The following is a 17,801-nucleotide window of genomic DNA, read 5'->3' as shown; positions in this document are numbered from 1 at the left end:
ACCATAAAGCCGCGAGGAAAAGCCTATGGCCAATGAAAACACAAACAATGGCGCCACGAGCCCAAGCCTGACAATTCTTGCCCAGTACACCAAGGACCTTTCCTTCGAAAATCCTGGTGCTCCGCGCTCGTTGCAGGCCAGGGACAAGGCGCCGGCAATCAACATCAACGTCAATGTCAACGCGAACCCGCTGTCGGAATCGGATTTCGACGTCGTGCTTTCGCTGACTGCCGAAGCCAAGGATGGCGACAAGATCGTCTTCCACACCGAGCTCGTCTACGGCGGCGTGTTTCGCATCACTGGCTTTCCGCAGGAGCACATGCTGCCGGTTCTCTTCATCGAGTGCCCGCGCATGCTCTTCCCCTTTGCGCGCCAGATCATTGCCGATGTCACGCGCAATGGCGGCTTCCCGCCGCTGATGATCGACCCGATCGATTTCGCGCAGATGTTTACGCAGCGCGTCGCCGAGGAACAGGCTCGCGCAAAAGTTCAGGCTGTGCCGAACTGATCAAGTGCAAAAGCCGAACAGAGTTTCGCCCGGGCCAAAAGCCCGGGCTTTTCAATTCTGCCGGCCATATTTCGCCCAGATGCCCTTCTCGCCCAGCTTTGCAACAAGCGCATCATGAGCCGCGCGCTCGATCGTCGTCAGACGTGGCGCGAGGGGCTCCGGCCGAACCAGGATCGCACCGGCCGCATCGTCGTCCACAGTATCCACTCCCGCCCGGTTTGCGCTGACCGTCGCCAGACCGAGAGCGGTCTGACGACCGCCGATCATCTCGATATAGACCTCGGCAAGCAGCTCCGAGTCGAGCAAGGCGCCGTGCTTGGTGCGATGCGAATTGTCGATACCATAGCGGCGGCAGAGCGCATCGAGCGAGTTCGGCCCCATTGGATGCTTGCGACGGGCAAGCGAAAGGGTATCCGTCACCATGTCGGGCAGGATCGGTGGAAGCCCGAGCCGGGCGAATTCCGCGTTTATGAAGCCCATGTCGAAGGTCGCATTGTGCGCGATCCACTTCGCGCCTTCAAAGAAGCCAAGCAACTCCTCGACAATGTCCGCGAAGGGCGGCTTGTCCTTCAGGAACTCGTCCGTGATGCCGTGAACGGCAAGCGCATCCGGATGAACCTTCTGGTCGCCGGGACTAACGTAGAGATGGAGGCTGCGTCCCGTCGGGAAATGGTTGATGAGTTCGATACCGCCGATTTCGATGATCCTGTCGGTCCGACTATCCAGACCTGTGGTTTCCGTATCGAATATGATCTCACGCATTCCGAGGCGTTCCTTCCATTGTCCGGCGCCGCAGATCCGCCAGGATGTTGCGCACCTCCGCTCGCGCGGCCGCGATGCCGTGACCGGTATCGATGATATAGTCGGCCCGCGCCCGCTTTTCCGCATCCGGTGTCTGGCGGGCGAGAATCATCTGGAATTTTGGCTCCGTCATGCCCGGTCGCGCAAGCACACGCTGCCGCTGAATCTGTGGATCACAGGTGACGACGACGATAACGTCGACCCTTTCGACCGCGCCCGTTTCGAAAAGCAGCGGGATATCGAGCACCACTATGTCGGCAGCCGCGTCGCGCTGCTTGCTCAGGAACTCCTGTTCGCGGCGGCGCACCAAAGGGTGGACGATCGCCTCGAGCCGCTGGAAGCCGTCGGCCCTTGTCGCCAGACGTTCCGAGAGTGCCTTGCGGTCAACCGCGCCGTTCGTCGTCGTCCCCGGAAAGGCCCGCTCGATCAGCGGCGCCGCCTCGCCGGCATAGAGATCGTGAACCACCGCATCGGCATCGTTGACGGGAACCCCCTCCTCCGCAAAGAGCTTCGCGGTGGTCGACTTGCCCATGCCGATGGATCCAGTCAGGCCGATGCGGATCATGGGTGTCTATCCATATCCGCGATGACGAGGCTACGCAGCGCCTCGTCTACAACCGGTCTCCTGCCGAACCATTTTTCAAAACCAGGTACAGCCTGATGCAGGAGCATGCCGAGACCGTCGACGATCGCAAAGCCCTGTTCTTCTGCCTGGGAAAGCAGCGGCGTCTTCAGTGGCACATAGACGATGTCGGTGACGACTGCCCCGCTCATCATCGGCGAGAAATCTATGCTCGGGACTTCACCACCATCCATGCCGAGCGATGTTGTGTTCACGAAAAGGCCGGCGCCGGCCATCACTTCATTGAGCGCGCCGACGGGATGCGCGTGAACATGCGGACCAAATCGGTCCGCCAATTCGCGGGCTCGCTCAACCGTCCGGTTGACGACGTGGATATCATTGACGCCGCGATCGCGCACCGCCTGGATGACCGCGCGGCTTGCGCCACCGGCGCCGAAGATAACTGCCGAGCTGGACCTATCCCAACCGGGGCTGCGTTCGTCGAGATTGGCAACGAAGCCGCGTCCGTCCGTATTCGTGACGCTGAGCCGGCCGTCTTCCAGCCAGAGTGTATTGGCAGCCCCGAGCTCTTCCGAAAGTTCGTCCGGTCGATCCGCTAGGCGGAAGGCGGCCTCCTTGTGCGGTATCGTGACGTTGCCGCCCCGGAATCCGGCGGAGCCGTCCTTCAGCGATGCGATGAATGCGGGGAAATCCGCCGGCGACACCTCATGGGCACGGTAGGTACCGGCCAATCCAAACTTGCGCAGCCAGTAGCCATGGATCAACGGCGAACGCGAATGCTTGATCGGGTAGCCTGTGACGAAGGCGTGCGGCAGGCCGGATGTTTCACGTGAATCATCCATCAATCATATCCAGTTCGCGCAGCTTCCCGAGAAGCGGAAGCATCGGCAGCCCCAATATCGTGAAGTAGTCGCCGTTGATCGCCGAAAACAACTGAATGCCCTCGCTCTCGAGCTGGTAGGCGCCGACGCTGGCAAAGGCCTTCTCCCCGACACGGCTGAGATAGCGGCCGATGAACTGACGGGACAGCGGTCTCATCGTCAGTTCCGCATGGGAGAGATGCTCCCAGATGATGTCGCCGTCCTTTGCCAGGGCGATGGCACTGTTCAGGCGATGCGTCTTTCCCGAAAGTGCCAGAAGGTGGTTTTCCGCCTCCATCAGATTCTGCGGCTTGTGGAAAACGGTCTCGCCGAGAGACATCGTCTGGTCGGAGCCTATGACGAGCGCGCCGGAAAAGCGATCGCTCACTTCCTTGGCCTTTGCCTTGGCGAGCACCAGGGCAACCGCATCCGGTGTCGCTCCATCGCGCTCGAGCGGCGCCTCTATCGCCCGCTCATCGATTTGCGCGCGCACCGCCGCAAAGGCAAGGCCGGCATTTTCCATCAGCATCCGGCGAAAGGGACTCGAGGAAGCAAGGATGAGGGACAGCGTCATGAGATCTCCAAAGCGATTGCTGCTCGCATGCGCCTAGCGCAGCTTGGGCCGAAGCGCAACGATCGCCGCAGCCGTTTCCTCGATCGACCGCCGGGTGACGTCGATGATCGGCCAGTTGTGACGTGCGCAGAGTGAGCGGGCGTATTTCAGTTCCTCGGCGATCGCGGCGCGATCCGTATAGTGACCCGTGTCAAAACCCGTCACCGTTCCGAGAATGCGGTTCTCACGCACCTGCGAGATGCGGTCTGTCGTCGCGACGAGCCCGACGATAAGCGGCTTTGTTGTTGCGAAAAGGCCTTCCGGGAGCGGCACGCCAGACACAATCGGTATGTTCGCAGTCTTGATGCCACGATTGGCGAGGTAGATGCTGGTCGGCGTCTTCGACGTGCGGCTGATGCCAATGATGACGACGTCGGCGTCATTATAATCGTCGGGCATCTGGCCGTCGTCATGATCCATAGTGAAATTGAGCGCCTCGATGCGAGCGAAGTAATCGGCATTCATCACGTGCTGGGCACCCACGCGACGGCTCGAGCGTGCACCGAGATGGGTCTGGAAGACGTTCATCACCGGCTCGAGCACATTGACGCAAGGCACACCCATCTCGCGGCAACGCTCATCGATAAGATCGGCAAGCTCCCGGTCAACGATCGTATAGAGGACGATACCGGGCTCTTCGTCGATCGCCTGAAGCACAGGCAATAGCTGCCTGCGATTGCGAACGAGCGGATAGACATGCTCGATCGGCTGGCTCGACTGGAATTGCGCGGAGGCCGCACGGCCGGCGGAGATGAGAGTCTCGCCGGTAGAGTCAGAAATCAGATGCAGATGGAAGAAGTTCGTCCGGTTCTCCACGCTATTTTCCGTCATCTGTTGATAAGGCGGGACGAGGAGAGCTAATGGCCGGCCGCCTTCCAAGGCAAGGGGAAAAGTCGCGGTTTTTCCACATTCGCGATTTTCGGGACGGCGGCACGAGGACTTTTCGTAAATGTGGAAAGCTTTTGTCTTTCCGTTATCTGTCCACAGCCTGTCCCCAGGCAGCGTCAATTTGACCATCATTTAAAGCTCGGAAATCAAACGATAAATTCTATCTTCACCTGAGTTAGCGCAAATTCACGCTTTTGCATTCGACGAGCGTCTGCAATCAAGGCTTCTGGGGATGGGACGTGGTCTGATTTTAATCCTTGATAGACACCGACTCTAAGAAATAGAAACCTTTTAAATATCCTTTGTTTTATTTAGGGAACGACGACTTGAGTGGAATTCGCCGGAAGGTAATCAGGGTGCTGGAAGGAGAGAGCCTTGCGGTGCCGCCGGTCTGGCTTATGAGGCAGGCGGGACGCTATCTTCCCGAATACAGGGAGACGCGTGCGAGGGTCGGAAGTTTCCTCGACCTCTGTTATTCGCCGGAGCATGCGGTCGAGGTCACCCTCCAGCCGATCCGCCGCTACGGCTTTGACGCCGCCATTCTCTTCTCGGATATTCTCGTCATTCCTGATGCCTTGAAAAGGAATGTGCGTTTCACCGAAGGCCATGGGCCGGAGCTCGATCCGATCGATGAAGACGGAATTCGTGCATTGAAGGCCGACGGCGTGCTCACACATCTCGCACCTGTCATGGAGACTGTGCGGCGCCTGCGCGCCGAGCTACCCGAGGAGACCACTCTTCTCGGCTTCTGTGGAGCACCCTGGACGGTCGCGACCTACATGATCGCGGGCCACGGAACTCCCGACCAAGCGCCTGCGCGCCTCTTTGCCTATCAGCATCCGCAGGCATTCCGGCATCTTCTCTCCATCCTTGCGGAGATTTCTGCCGATTATCTCGTTGCTCAGATCGATGCGGGTGCCGATGCCGTGCAGATATTCGACTCCTGGGCCGGCGTGCTGGGAGAGGAAGAATTCGCAGCCTTTGCGGTGGAGCCGGTCGCCCGGATCATCGCGTCGGTCAAGTCCCGTCGCCCGAAGGCGCGCGTGATCGCCTTTGCCAAGGGTGCCGGCTACATGCTGAAGAATTATCGTTCCGGCACGGGTGCTGATGCGATCGGCCTCGACTGGTCCGTGCCCTTGAGCTTTGCGGCGGAACTCCAGCGCGAAGGGCCGATCCAGGGAAATCTTGACCCGATGCGGGTGGTTGCCGGCGGCAAGGCGCTTGAACACGGAATCGATGCGATCCTCGAGCATTTGGCGCAAGGCCCGCTGATCTTCAATCTCGGCCACGGCATCACGCCCCAGGCGGATCCCGAGCACGTGAAGATGCTCGTCAAGCGCGTTCGCGGGTGGAAGGGCTGACCGATGGCGGGAGAAACAGGCAACGCGCGTCCAGGCGCCTATGCGCGCCGAAGGGCGATGGTTGCGCTCGCGATCTTCCTGTTGCTTGCGATCGGCGTTTTCCTGTGGCGCCGGGACGATCTCTATCTCTGGGCCAAGGCAATCCACATTATCGCCGTGATATCCTGGATGGCGGGTCTTTTGTATCTGCCGCGGCTTTTCATCTACCACGCTGATGCCGAGGTTGGATCGGTTCAGTCCGAGACCTTCAAGCTGATGGAACGGCGGCTCCTGAAGATCATCATGAACCCGGCGATGATGATAAGCTGGATTGCCGGGCTCTATCTTGCCTGGTCCGTTTATGGTTTCCAGGGCGGTTGGCTGCATGCGAAGATCGGCCTCGTCGTGATCCTGACAGGAATCCACGTTTTCTTTTCCCGCGCCGTCGACGCTTTTGCCCGCGACGAGAACCGCCGTTCGGCGCGCTATTGGCGGATCGCCAACGAGGGCCCCACACTGCTGATGATCGCTATTGTCATTCTCGTCGTGGTCAAACCGTTCTGAAGATTGGCCAAGTAGCTAATTTTAGGTGATTTCGCGCACCCCTCTTGCGGGCGTCAAAACGAGTCGCTATTTTCCGCGCATCTCATCTTCGTGGCATGTGTGTAAATTCAGTCGTCTGCGGACCCCCTCGCAGTACCGAATAATCGCCAACATCGCCTTTCCCCCTTCCAGAATAGAGTACGGTCCCCCTTCATGGCTGAAATGAAGCTTCAAGAACTTAAGAACAAATCCCCGACCGATTTGCTGGCGTTTGCCGAATCGCTCGAGGTCGAAAACGCCAGCACCATGCGCAAGCAGGAGCTGATGTTTGCCATCCTGAAGATGCTTGCCAGCCAGGATATCGAGATCATTGGGGAGGGTGTCGTTGAGGTTCTGCAGGACGGATTCGGTTTCCTGCGTTCTGCCAATGCAAACTATCTGCCAGGCCCGGACGATATCTATATCTCGCCTTCGCAGATCAGGCGCTTCTCGCTGAAGACCGGCGACACGGTCGAGGGCCCGATTCGCGGCCCGAAGGAAGGCGAGCGCTATTTCGCCCTCCTCAAGGTCAACACGATCAATTTCGACGATCCGGAAAAGATCCGCCACAAGGTTCATTTCGACAACCTGACGCCGCTCTATCCGAATGAGCGCTTCAAGATGGAACTTGATGTCCCAACGTCGAAGGACCTCTCGGCACGCGTCATCGATCTCGTCGCCCCGCTCGGCAAAGGCCAGCGTGGCCTTATCGTGGCGCCCCCGCGTACCGGTAAGACTGTCCTTCTGCAGAACATCGCTCATTCGATCACGGCCAACCATCCCGAATGCTATCTGATAGTCCTCCTGATCGATGAGCGTCCCGAGGAAGTGACGGACATGCAGCGCTCCGTGCGTGGCGAGGTGGTTTCCTCGACCTTCGACGAGCCGGCGGTTCGCCACGTGCAGGTTGCCGAAATGGTGATCGAAAAGGCGAAGCGTCTCGTAGAGCATGGCCGCGATGTTGTTATCCTGCTCGATTCGATCACGCGCCTCGGCCGTGCCTACAACACCGTTGTTCCTTCTTCGGGCAAAGTACTCACGGGTGGTGTCGACGCGAACGCGCTGCAGCGCCCGAAGCGCTTCTTCGGTGCGGCCCGCAATATCGAGGAAGGTGGCTCTCTGACGATCATCGCGACCGCGCTGATCGATACCGGCAGCCGCATGGACGAAGTGATCTTCGAAGAATTCAAGGGCACCGGTAACTCGGAAATCGTTCTCGACCGCAAGGTAGCGGATAAGCGCATCTTCCCGGCGATGGATATCCTGAAGTCCGGTACGCGTAAGGAAGACCTCCTCGTGCCGCGCCAGGACCTGCAGAAGATCTTCGTGCTCCGGCGCATCCTCGCCCCGATGGGCACGACCGACGCCATCGAATTCCTCATGGACAAGCTGAAGCAGACGAAGAACAACCAGGACTTCTTCGATTCGATGAACACGTGATCTTTGCCGCCCGCGCACCTATAGATGCGCGGGCGCTTTTGACGCTCGGCTTGATAGTGGCCGAATCGATTCGGACTCGAACCGAATCGCGAATTCTGCGCTAAGACGCTGATTTCGTTGAACGTCGGACCCACACAATGTCTTTTACCTCGCACTCTGATACGATTTATGCGCTTTCCAGTGGCGCTTTGCCGTCTGGTGTTGCTGTGGTTCGCATCAGTGGCAAAAAAGCGCTTGCAACGGCGGAACTTCTTTGTGGGTCCGTTCCCGCGTCACGTCAGGCAGCATTGCGAACGATTCGGACTCGTAACGATATCATTATCGATCGTGCACTCGTTCTTCCCTTTCACGGACCGGCCTCCTTTACAGGAGAGGACTGCGTCGAGATCCATCTGCATGGCGGTCGCGCCGTCGTCCAAGCACTGCTTTCGGAACTCGCGAGCTTTGATGGGTTGAGACTAGCGGAACAGGGTGAGTTTTCCCGCCGCGCGCTCGAGCATGGCAAGTTGGACCTGGTGCAGATCGAGGGCTTGGCCGACCTCATCGCCGCCGAAACGGAAATGCAGCGGCGCCTTGCCGTCGAGCAGGCATCCGGCGGATTGTCGACGCTCTACCATTCCTGGGCGGACCGGCTGACGCGCGGCCGCGCGCTGATCGAGGCGGAGCTGGACTTTTCCGACGAGGACGACGTGCCCGGCTCGGTGTCCGAACAGGTCTGGAGTGACCTGCGTGGTCTGCGCGTCGAACTCGACCAGCATCTCCAGGGCGCTTCGGCCGGCGAGATCATCCGGGATGGCCTGAAGATTGTCATTGCCGGGCCGCCCAATGCGGGCAAGTCGAGCCTGATGAATGCACTTGCGCGCCGCGAGGTAGCGATCGTCACGGACATTGCTGGCACGACCCGCGACATTCTTCAGGTGGAACTCGATATCGAAGGGTTTGTCGTCAAGCTCTACGATACTGCGGGCCTGCGAGCTTCCGCGGAGACGGTCGAGCGGGAGGGCATACGCCGCGCCCGAGAGGCGATAGCATCAGCGGACCTGATTCTCGCCCTTGAAGAGATTGGCACGAGTCCCGTCCTGGATGAGGCGCAGCTGGCTCGGCAAGGCGCCAAGGCCTTCCGGATCGGAACGAAGCTCGATCTGCATGTAGAAGGCGACCAGGATGCCTATGACATTGCGATCTCCACCGAGACCGGAGCTGGCCTCGCCGGCCTTCATGCCTTGATAGCCGAGGAGTTGCGCAGTCGCATAAGTGGCATGTCTTCGGCGTTGCCAAACCGCCTGCGGCATGTGCAGAATCTGACTGATGCACGCGCTGCAATCGAGATGGCCCTCAGCGATGAAAATGCCGGACTTGACGTGCGAGCGGAGCACCTGCGTCTTGCCGGCGACTCGCTTGGACGCATCACTGGTCGCGTCGACGTCGAGGGGTTGCTTGATGTGATCTTTTCGGAATTCTGCATCGGGAAATGATTCACGTGAAACACACGTAGGCTGCGTTGAGCTCGAGCGCGGCTGTTTCACGTGAAACGCCTTGACAGATGCAATTTATCCGGCGATGACCGAGCCACTTGCGGAGCAGGCGATATGCGTAGCGAAAACAAATACGACGTTATTGTTATCGGCGGCGGCCATGCTGGTTGCGAAGCTGCGGCTGCGGCCGCACGACTCAGCGCGCGCGTAGCGCTGGTCACGCACAAGCGAAGCACAATTGGCGTCATGTCTTGTAACCCCGCCATCGGTGGACTCGGCAAGGGTCATCTTGTCCGGGAAATCGATGCTATGGACGGGCTGATGGGCCGCGTCGCGGATGCCGCCGGCATCCAGTTTCGGATGCTCAACCGCAAGAAGGGTCCAGCGGTGCGCGGGCCGCGCACGCAGGCTGACCGGAAACTCTATCGCGAAGCAATGCAGGCCGAACTTGCGGAGATTGCGAATCTCGAGATCATCGAGGGAGATGCTTTCGACCTCGGCCTCGCAGGTGACCGTGTGAGCGCGGTCATCATGAAGGATGGCCGCGTATTGGAGACCGGTGCTGTCGTCCTGACAACGGGCACATTCCTGCGTGGGCTTATTCATATCGGCGATGAGAAGATTCCTGCGGGCCGCGTCGGCGAGGACCCTTCTGTCGGGTTGTCGGCCACGCTCTATGGCTTCGGATTGCGGCTCGGCCGTCTGAAGACGGGGACGCCCGCGCGTCTTGATGGCAAGACGATCGATTGGTCGGCTGTCGGGCGGCAGGGCGCGGACGAAGATCCTATTCCATTCTCCTTCATGACCGATCGTATCGTGAATCCACAGATCGAGTGTGGTGTTACGCGCACGACGGCCGCCACCCACAAGATCATCAGTGATAATCTCGCCAGATCGGCCATGTATTCGGGGCAGATCGAGGGTGTAGGCCCGCGCTATTGTCCCTCGATCGAGGACAAGATCGTCAAGTTCGGCGAACGCGACGGACACCAGATATTCCTCGAGCCTGAGGGTCTCGACGACGATACGATCTATCCGAATGGCATCTCGACGTCGCTGCCGGCGTCGATCCAGGCAGAATTCATCAGAACCATTCCGGGTTTGGAGCGCGTGGCGATCCGGCAGCCGGGCTATGCGATCGAATATGATCATGTCGATCCGCGGGAACTCACCCCTGCCCTTGAAGTCAAGCGAGTCCCAGGATTGTTTCTGGCCGGCCAGATCAACGGTACGACCGGATATGAGGAGGCGGGTGCGCAGGGTCTGGTGGCGGGCCTAAACGCAGCGCTTGCGTCCTGCGGCTCGGCGCCTTGCCATTTTAGCCGGACATCGTCTTATATCGGCGTGATGATCGACGACCTGACATCTCGTGGTGTTGCTGAGCCCTACCGGATGTTTACGTCCCGAGCCGAGTATCGCCTGTCGCTTCGTGTCGATAATGCCGACACGCGCCTGACGCCCTTTGGCCTGGCGCTCGGCTGTATAGGTAAGGCACGGTCTGATCGATATGAGGCGCACAACTTAGCGCTCGAACGCGGCCGTGAGCTGCTGAAGGCGCGGAGTCTTACACCTTCTGAAGGTGCGAAAGTGGGCCTGCATATCAACCAGGACGGGCAACGTCGCAGCGCCTACGACCTTCTGTCCTATGCGGAGCAATCGGTCGAAGGCCTGTCCCAGCACTGGCCTGAGCTGAAATCATTGGACAAGCGTGTCGCGTCCGCATTGGAGATCGAAGCGTCGTATGCCGTCTATATGCAGCGACAGTCACGCGACATCGCAGATGCGCGTAGAGATGAAGATAGAGTGCTACCGGGCGACTTCGACTTCGGCTCGCTTGCAGGTCTCTCGAATGAGCTGAAGCAGAAGCTGACCCGGGCTCGTCCCTTCAATATTGCCCAGGCAAGCCGGGTCGACGGGATGACGCCGGCGGCGATCTCGCTGATTCTCGCCTATTTGCGCAAGGGTGATGCGCAATTTCAGCAGTCGGCTTAATCTGCAACAACGCTGGAGAGTCCCTGTATGGAGTTGAACGGAGTACGTGTTTCACGTGAAACACAGGCGCGACTACAGCATTTCGCAGAGCTTTTCCAGAAATGGGCCCGATCAATCAATCTTGTCGCGCCATCCACGCTGCCGGATCTCTGGCAGCGGCACATCGCAGACAGCGCTCAGATTTTCCAGCTTCGTCCGGCGCCGGTGACCTGGATTGACCTGGGAAGCGGGGGTGGTTTTCCGGGCGTGATTACGGCGATTTTTCTGGCCGAACTGGGCTCCGGCTGGGTTCATTTGGTGGAGAGTAATCGGAAGAAAGCTGCATTTCTGCGTCAGGCTCTCAGCGAGACCGGCGCCCGCGGCTCGGTCGAGGCCATGCGGATCGAGGAGGCGCAGCTGCAGCTGCCGGCCTGTGATGCGCTTTCTGCCCGTGCCGTCGCTGAACTCGATCTCCTGCTCGAATATTCGGAGCCGTGGCTTAGCGCAGGAAATAATGCCACCGGCTATTTTCACAAAGGCCGGGATTACGCCTCCGAAATCGAAAAGACGCGTGGCCGCTGGGATTTTGATCTGGTAGAACACAGAAGTGTGGTCGACGCGGATTCGGTCGTTTTGGAAATCCGGAATTTGCGGCGCGGCAGTCAATCTTGATCGGATGGCGGCGATGGTAGGCGAAAAGAACCGGATTATCACTATAGCGAACCAGAAGGGCGGCGTTGGAAAGACAACGACCGCGATTAATCTGGCGACGGCACTCGCGGCGATAGGTGAGCGGGTGCTTATCGTAGACCTGGATCCGCAAGGCAATGCGAGCACAGGCCTGGGGATTGAACGTCGCGAGCGCAAGCTTTCGTCCTACGACCTTCTCATCGGGAGCCATGGCGTACTCGATGCGGTATTGCCGACCGCCGTGCCGAACCTTTTCATCATTCCATCGACCATGGACCTCCTGGGCATCGAGATGGAAATCGCACAGCATGGCGATCGTGTCTTCCGTCTAAAGCGCGCACTATCTGAGGCGGCCGGCTTCGACTATGTGCTGGTCGATTGCCCACCTTCCTTCAACCTGCTGACGATGAATGCAATGGCGGCGGCGCATTCCGTTCTCGTGCCGTTGCAGTGCGAGTTCTTTGCGCTGGAAGGGCTGAGTCAGCTTCTGGAGACGGTCGACCAGGTTCGACGGACGGTTAACCCGAATCTCGATATCCAGGGTATCGTCCTCACCATGTTCGATGCAAGAAACAACCTGGCGCAGCAGGTCGTCAGCGATGTGCGCACGCATCTTGGTGAGAAGGTATACCACACGTTGATTCCGCGCAACGTACGCGTGTCGGAGGCGCCATCCTATGGCAAACCGGCAATCCTGTACGACCTGAAATGCGCGGGCAGTCAGGCTTACCTGCAACTCGCCTCGGAAGTCATCCAGCGCGAGCGCCTTCGTCGGGCCGCCTGAGAGCGGCTTGTCGGTTCTAAGTTCGAGAAAGGGAAGCGATGAACGATGATATGTCGAAGCGGCGGCTCGGCCGCGGATTGGCTGCGCTGATCGGCGAGATGGACCAGACGACTCCGGTCGATACCGGCCGGTCGCTGGTAAGTGCCGATCGCCTTGTGCCCATCGAATTCGTCAGCCGCAACCCCCGCAACCCTCGTCGCCATTTCGATGATAGCGAGCTACACGATCTGGCGAGCTCCATCCGACAGCATGGTATTGTCCAGCCGATCGTCGTGCGCACAATTGGAACCGAGCGTTACGAAATCATAGCCGGCGAACGACGTTGGCGTGCGGCACAGCTCGCGGGGCTCGTCGAGATTCCGGTCATCGTCCGCGATGTCGATGACAAGACTGCGCTGGAGATCGCAATCGTCGAGAACGTGCAGCGTGCCGATCTGAATGCGCTGGAAGAAGCGCTCGGCTATGAGCAGCTCATCGCAGAATACGGCTACACGCAGAACGATCTCGGGGAGATCATCGGCAAGAGTCGCAGCCACGTGGCGAACTCGCTTCGTCTGTTGAAACTCCCTGATCCGGTTCGGGATATGCTCGCTGCGGGCAGCCTGTCGGCCGGTCATGCGCGCGCCCTGGTCTCAACCTCTGATCCCGCGGCGCTCGCCCGCACGATCGTTTCCAAGGGCATGTCCGTGCGCGACGCGGAGAGACTTGCGCAGCACGATATCAAACAGCAGAGTGCGCCACAGATGATGGCCCCCGCGCGCGACCAGAAGGATTCCGATACCTTGGCACTTGAACGCACCCTTTCGGATGCACTTGGGCTCGAGGTGGCGATTAATCACAAAGGCAGCGGCGGACAGGTCCGGATCAACTACAAGTCGCTCGAACAGCTTGAGGAGATTTGCCGGCTACTTGAACGGCACTGAATCGCGCAAGCGCGTTTGTAGTTGCGGTAGCCAATATCGACCACCTCCCCGCTGACCTGCGGCTGGTTTGGTCAAGCCCCGCTCTTCCTGCCGGATTGAAGAGTTGTGGAGAGCAGCGTTTGGAGTGCGATACTGTCCTCCAGGCTCTGACGTTTGCGGGTGGATAGGATCGCGGCCTGCAGGCGGTTCATCTCCCTTGCAATTGCCGGGGACGTCCAGTTTCGTAGCGCCTTCTCGAATACGGGCTTCCTGCGGAAATGCAGATGCCGACCGAGCGTCTGCATCACCTGGCCGGGCTGGAGGCGCTTCTCGTCCATCTCCGCACGCATGACGTCTAGCAACTGAAATTGCCTAAGGCAGCCGCGCAGGACCAGAAAGACGGCGGTCTTGGAGGCGATAATCTTGCGCATTGCTTCGGTAAAAGCCGCCGTATCTCCCCCCAGGATCGCGTCGACAGCGTCATCCACCGAGACGGCGCTCGCATCGCCGATGATTTCGGCCACATGCTCCTCTTCGACGATCGCAAGACCGCGACCGTAGAGCGCCAGCTTCCGTATCTCGTTCCTGGAGGCGATGCGGTCGCCACCGAGCGATTCCAGAAGCCGTTCGCGTGCGGCAGGGCTGATGCGGAGGTTCTCGGCGGCAAGTTCGGCGTCTATTAGCGCGTTGAGGGCGCGAGCATCGTCGGCATAGCAAAGTATCGCCACGACCGTGCGAGCGCTTTCGGCGGCTTTCCGCAGCCCCGATGTCTTCTTGAGGTCGCCGGCCTCGATGACGAGAAAGCTGCCCTCAGGCGGGTTCGCGGCAATTTCCTGAAGCGAATCGATGAGCGCTTTTTCGTTTGCTGCTCCCCGAATCCAGATCAACCGATCGCCACCGAAGAGGCCGAGCGCGTTCACCTCGTCGAGCACGCGTCCGGGCTCTTTCTGAAGGTCGGAAGCCTCCAGCTTTATGACGGAAAAGGGATCGCTGAGCGAGACGCCAGTCTTCGCCGCAATCATACCGGCGCGTTCGGAGACAAGGCCACGGTCCGGACCATAGATGACGAAGATCCGGTAGCTCTGCGTGGCCTTCTGCAGAAATCCCTCGAACTCGTGGGATTTGATTTCGGTCACCGCCCTGCCCTACCGGCCGAGGGCGGCCGCGATATCCGCTCCGACGAGGTCGGCGACTTCGCGGGCCGCGCGGTTTTCACCATCGCGAATTGCGCGGAGCTTGGCGAATTCCTGGACCGGGAAATCGACAAGCGAGATCGCGGAACGGTTACCCGCCTTAATAACCTGCCCGTCACTTGCACGTCTCAGTGTGTAGTCGGCGGTTACGGTGACGCGACCAGCCAGCGATGTGTCCGAGGATTGGACGTAGAGTACGCCGGCTGCAACCGAGCTCACGCGAAGATCGACATTGTATTCGGCCTTCACCGGTTCGCCGGCGCCGCGTCCGGTGAGGAACACGAGCCGGTTGCGCACCTCCTGCCCGACGCGCGAAGCGGGATCGGAGAAGGAAACTGACGACAACTTGCCCGCGACACCATTGGTCTCCGAGTAAAGCGGGCGAACCTGGCAGGCCGAAAGCGCAAAGCCGAGCGCCACGATCGCCACCATTCCCAGCGCGCGGCGCGCCTTCACAGCAAAATCAGACGACAATGTTTACAATCCTTTGCGGAACCACGATGATTTTCTTCGGCGCCTGACCGTTCAATGCATTCTTCACCGCTTCGAGGGAAAGCACTGCCGCCTGCACGGCATTCTGATCTGCGTCGCGCGCGATTGTCAATTCGGCGCGCTTCTTGCCATTGATCTGCACGGGCAGCATCACCTCGTTTTCGGCCACCAACGCCTCGTCGAAGACCGGCCAGTCTGTCTGAGCCAGCAGTCCCGTGTTGCCGATCGTCGCCCAACATTCCTCGGCCAGATGCGGTGTCATCGGCGCCACGATCTGGATGAGGATCTCCGCAGCGTTGCGAACCGCAGCACGATAGGTGGCGTCTGCATCGCCCGCAGCCACCTTGGCGAGCGGCCCGGCCAGCGTGTTGACGAGTTCGTATATACGGGCGACCGCCTTGTTGAACGCAAGCTTGTCGTAGTCGCCCTGAACGGCCTTGAGCGTCCTGTGTGCTGCCTGCGAAACGGCGAGTGCCTCGCCATCCTTAGCCGGATTCGGCTCGACATCGGACAGGCCTTCCGCGGCGTCCGAAATCAGCCGCCAGACGCGCTGGGTGAAACGATGTGCGCCTTCTACGCCTGCCTCGGACCAGATCACGTCGCGGTCTGGCGGTGAATCCGAAAGCACGAAGAAGCGTGCAGTGTCGGCGCCGTAGGAGGCGATGATGTCGTCCGGATCCACGACGTTCTTCTTGGATTTCGACATCTTCTCGATGGAGCCGATGTGGATCTCTTCGCCCGTCGACAGGTGGACGGCGCGGCGGCGTCCCTCGATTTCGTCGATGCTTATTTCGTTCGGCGGGATCCATTCTCGGGTCATGCCTTCGCCGCGGCTATAGGTCTCGTGGACGACCATCCCCTGTGTAAACAGGCCCTTGAAGGGCTCGACCGCATCGACATGGCCCGTTTCACGCATCGCACGCGTGAAGAAGCGAGAATAGAGCAGGTGAAGGATCGCGTGCTCGATGCCGCCAATATACTGGTCTACCGGCAGCCAGCGGTCAGCGGCGGCCTTGTCTGTCGGCTGGGTCTCCCAGGGCGCGGTGAAACGCGTGAAATACCAGCTCGAGTCGACGAAGGTATCCATCGTGTCCGTCTCGCGGCGGGCATCCTTGCCGCAGTTCGGGCAGGAGACATGGCGCCAGGTCGGATGGCGATCCAGCGGATTTCCGGGCTGGTCGAAGGTGACGTCATCCGGCAGCTTCACCGGCAGGTCCTTCTTCGGAACGGGTACGACGCCGCAGGCCTCGCAATGGATGACCGGGATCGGGCATCCCCAGTAACGCTGGCGGGAGATGCCCCAATCGCGCAGGCGGAAATTCACCTTGCGTTCGCCCTGCGGCTGGTTGCCGATCATGGTGCCGGACAGCTTGTCGGCCACGGCCTCGAAGGCCGCGACTGTATCCATGCCGTCGAGAAAGCGCGAATTGATCATCACGCCGTCGCCATCATAGGCAACGTCGCCGACGGTGAAGCTCGCCGCATCGGCATCCCTGGGCATGACGACTGGGACGACCGGAAGATCGTATTTCCGGGCAAAGTCGAGGTCGCGCTGATCGCCGGAGGGGCAGCCGAAGATCGCGCCGGTGCCATAGTCCATCAGCACGAAGTTCGCGATGTAAACCGGCAGCTGCCAGGAAGAATCCAGCGGGTGGACGACGCGGATGCCGGTGTCCATGCCCTTCTTCTCGGCGGTCTCCAGCGCCGCGAGCGAGGTTCCGGCGCGGCGGCACTCCTCGGCGAACGCTTCGATAGCCGGATTCCCGGCCGCTGCTTCCTTGGCGAGCGGATGATCGGCCGCAATCGCCAGGAAGGAGGCGCCAAACAGCGTGTCGGGCCGCGTGGTATAGACGTTAACCTCACGTGTTTCGCCCGGGGCGGTCTCGGGCACGATCTCCCAGCGGATCGTCAGTCCCTCGGACCGGCCGATCCAGTTCTTCTGCATCAGGCGGACCTTCTCCGGCCACTGGTCGAGCGTCTCCAGCGCATCCAAGAGATCCTGGCTGAAATCGGTAATCTTGAAGAACCACTGCGTCAGCTCGCGCTGCTCGACGAGTGCACCTGAGCGCCAGCCACGGCCGTCGATCACCTGCTCGTTGGCGAGAACGGTGTTGTCGACCGGGTCCCAGTTGACCTTCGACTGCTTGCGATAGACGAGGCCCTTATCGAGGAAATCCAGGAACAGGTGCTGCTGGTGCTGGTAGTAGGCCACATCGCAAGTGGCGAACTCGCGACTCCAGTCGAGCGACAGGCCCATGGCCTTCAGCTGGGCCTTCATCGAGGCGATGTTCTGGTAGGTCCAGGTAGCCGGATGTACGCCGCGCTCCATGGCGGCGTTCTCTGCCGGCATGCCGAAGGCGTCCCAGCCCATGGGATGGAGGACGTTGAAGCCGCGCGCACGCTTGTAGCGCGCTACGACGTCGCCCATGGCGTAGTTGCGCACATGGCCCATATGAACGCGCCCGGAAGGATACGGAAACATTTCTAGCACGTAGTACTTTTCGCGCGGATCGGCGTTGTCGGTAACGAAGACCTTTTCCTCGTTCCACTTTTCCTGCCAGCGAGGCTCGGCATCGCGCGGATTGTAACGTTCGGTAGCCATTGTAATCTTGTTTCCGGAAATCAGGGGAGGATTGGCCGTGACCTTCATCATGAAACACCCGAAGCGTCAAGTTTAGA

The 17,801-nt window shown here is 60.0% G+C and carries 17 protein-coding genes; 9 read left to right on the top strand and 8 right to left on the bottom strand.

Annotated elements, in window-relative coordinates; genetic code table 11:
- The first annotated feature begins 25 nt into the window (after positions 1–25).
- The gene (secB, locus tag EV286_RS12590) at positions 26–508 is read left to right on the top strand and encodes a protein-export chaperone SecB (protein WP_132957458.1); all 483 of its coding nucleotides are present in this window, start codon (positions 26–28) and stop codon (positions 506–508) included.
- 51 nt (positions 509–559) lie between these two features.
- Here the strand turns inward: secB and dnaQ are convergent, their stop codons facing one another.
- The 5 genes from dnaQ to EV286_RS12565 are packed head-to-tail and all read right to left on the bottom strand — an operon-like array spanning position 560 to position 4,181.
- Positions 560–1,270, bottom strand: coding sequence for a DNA polymerase III subunit epsilon (dnaQ, locus tag EV286_RS12585; protein ID WP_132957457.1), 711 nt, complete (start codon positions 1,268–1,270; stop codon positions 560–562).
- Positions 1,263–1,874 (bottom strand): dephospho-CoA kinase, encoded by a 612-nt coding sequence (coaE, locus tag EV286_RS12580; protein WP_132957456.1) that lies wholly within the window; start codon positions 1,872–1,874, stop codon positions 1,263–1,265. Before coaE ends, dnaQ begins: the two co-directional genes overlap by 8 nt.
- On the bottom strand, positions 1,871–2,734 hold the full coding sequence (locus tag EV286_RS12575) for a shikimate dehydrogenase (RefSeq protein WP_132957455.1): 864 nt from the start codon (positions 2,732–2,734) through the stop codon (positions 1,871–1,873). Before EV286_RS12575 ends, coaE begins: the two co-directional genes overlap by 4 nt.
- The gene (locus EV286_RS12570; protein ID WP_132957454.1) at positions 2,727–3,326 is read right to left on the bottom strand and encodes a Maf-like protein; all 600 of its coding nucleotides are present in this window, start codon (positions 3,324–3,326) and stop codon (positions 2,727–2,729) included. Before EV286_RS12570 ends, EV286_RS12575 begins: the two co-directional genes overlap by 8 nt.
- A gap of 33 nt (positions 3,327–3,359) precedes the next feature.
- Complete coding sequence (locus EV286_RS12565) at positions 3,360–4,181, bottom strand: pyruvate, water dikinase regulatory protein (RefSeq protein WP_132957453.1); 822 nt, start codon at positions 4,179–4,181, stop codon at positions 3,360–3,362.
- A 398-nt stretch (positions 4,182–4,579) separates the two neighbouring features.
- On the opposite strand from EV286_RS12565, the gene hemE reads away from it, so the two are divergent.
- The 8 genes from hemE to EV286_RS12525 all read left to right on the top strand — a co-directional run bounded on the left by hemE (position 4,580) and on the right by EV286_RS12525 (position 13,458).
- Entirely contained in the window at positions 4,580–5,614 is a 1,035-nt protein-coding gene (hemE, locus tag EV286_RS12560) for a uroporphyrinogen decarboxylase (RefSeq protein ID WP_132957452.1), read from the top strand.
- Positions 5,615–5,617: 3 nt separating this feature from the next.
- Entirely contained in the window at positions 5,618–6,157 is a 540-nt protein-coding gene (gene hemJ, locus EV286_RS12555; protein ID WP_132957451.1) for a protoporphyrinogen oxidase HemJ, read from the top strand.
- Positions 6,158–6,349: 192 nt separating this feature from the next.
- Positions 6,350–7,615, top strand: a complete 1,266-nt coding sequence (gene rho / locus EV286_RS12550; RefSeq protein ID WP_132957450.1) for a transcription termination factor Rho — start codon at positions 6,350–6,352, stop codon at positions 7,613–7,615.
- Positions 7,616–7,752: 137 nt separating this feature from the next.
- On the top strand, positions 7,753–9,090 hold the full coding sequence (gene mnmE / locus EV286_RS12545; protein ID WP_132957449.1) for a tRNA uridine-5-carboxymethylaminomethyl(34) synthesis GTPase MnmE: 1,338 nt from the start codon (positions 7,753–7,755) through the stop codon (positions 9,088–9,090).
- A 114-nt stretch (positions 9,091–9,204) separates the two neighbouring features.
- Positions 9,205–11,082, top strand: coding sequence for a tRNA uridine-5-carboxymethylaminomethyl(34) synthesis enzyme MnmG (mnmG, locus tag EV286_RS12540; protein ID WP_132957448.1), 1,878 nt, complete (start codon positions 9,205–9,207; stop codon positions 11,080–11,082).
- A gap of 27 nt (positions 11,083–11,109) precedes the next feature.
- Positions 11,110–11,733, top strand: coding sequence for a 16S rRNA (guanine(527)-N(7))-methyltransferase RsmG (gene rsmG, locus EV286_RS12535; protein WP_132957447.1), 624 nt, complete (start codon positions 11,110–11,112; stop codon positions 11,731–11,733).
- Positions 11,734–11,746: 13 nt separating this feature from the next.
- Positions 11,747–12,535 (top strand): ParA family protein, encoded by a 789-nt coding sequence (locus tag EV286_RS12530; RefSeq protein ID WP_132957538.1) that lies wholly within the window; start codon positions 11,747–11,749, stop codon positions 12,533–12,535.
- A 38-nt stretch (positions 12,536–12,573) separates the two neighbouring features.
- On the top strand, positions 12,574–13,458 hold the full coding sequence (locus EV286_RS12525; RefSeq protein WP_132957446.1) for a ParB/RepB/Spo0J family partition protein: 885 nt from the start codon (positions 12,574–12,576) through the stop codon (positions 13,456–13,458).
- A gap of 71 nt (positions 13,459–13,529) precedes the next feature.
- On the opposite strand, the gene holA is transcribed toward EV286_RS12525, so the two are convergent.
- The 3 genes from holA to leuS are packed head-to-tail and all read right to left on the bottom strand — an operon-like array spanning position 13,530 to position 17,724.
- Positions 13,530–14,573: a DNA polymerase III subunit delta gene (holA, locus tag EV286_RS12520; RefSeq protein WP_132957445.1), complete on the bottom strand. Its 1,044-nt coding sequence runs from the start codon at positions 14,571–14,573 to the stop codon at positions 13,530–13,532.
- A gap of 9 nt (positions 14,574–14,582) precedes the next feature.
- Positions 14,583–15,104 (bottom strand): LPS assembly lipoprotein LptE, encoded by a 522-nt coding sequence (lptE, locus tag EV286_RS12515; protein WP_207909809.1) that lies wholly within the window; start codon positions 15,102–15,104, stop codon positions 14,583–14,585.
- Positions 15,094–17,724, bottom strand: a complete 2,631-nt coding sequence (gene leuS / locus EV286_RS12510) for a leucine--tRNA ligase (protein ID WP_132957444.1) — start codon at positions 17,722–17,724, stop codon at positions 15,094–15,096. The genes lptE and leuS overlap by 11 nt, the downstream gene beginning before the upstream one ends.
- Between the last annotated feature and the right edge of the window lie 77 nt (positions 17,725–17,801).

Source organism: Rhizobium sp. BK251, assembly GCF_004345245.1.
Classification (GTDB): domain Bacteria; phylum Pseudomonadota; class Alphaproteobacteria; order Rhizobiales; family Rhizobiaceae; genus Rhizobium.
Note: the sequence above shows the minus strand (reverse complement) of the source record. Positions and strands in the feature narration are given on the sequence as shown.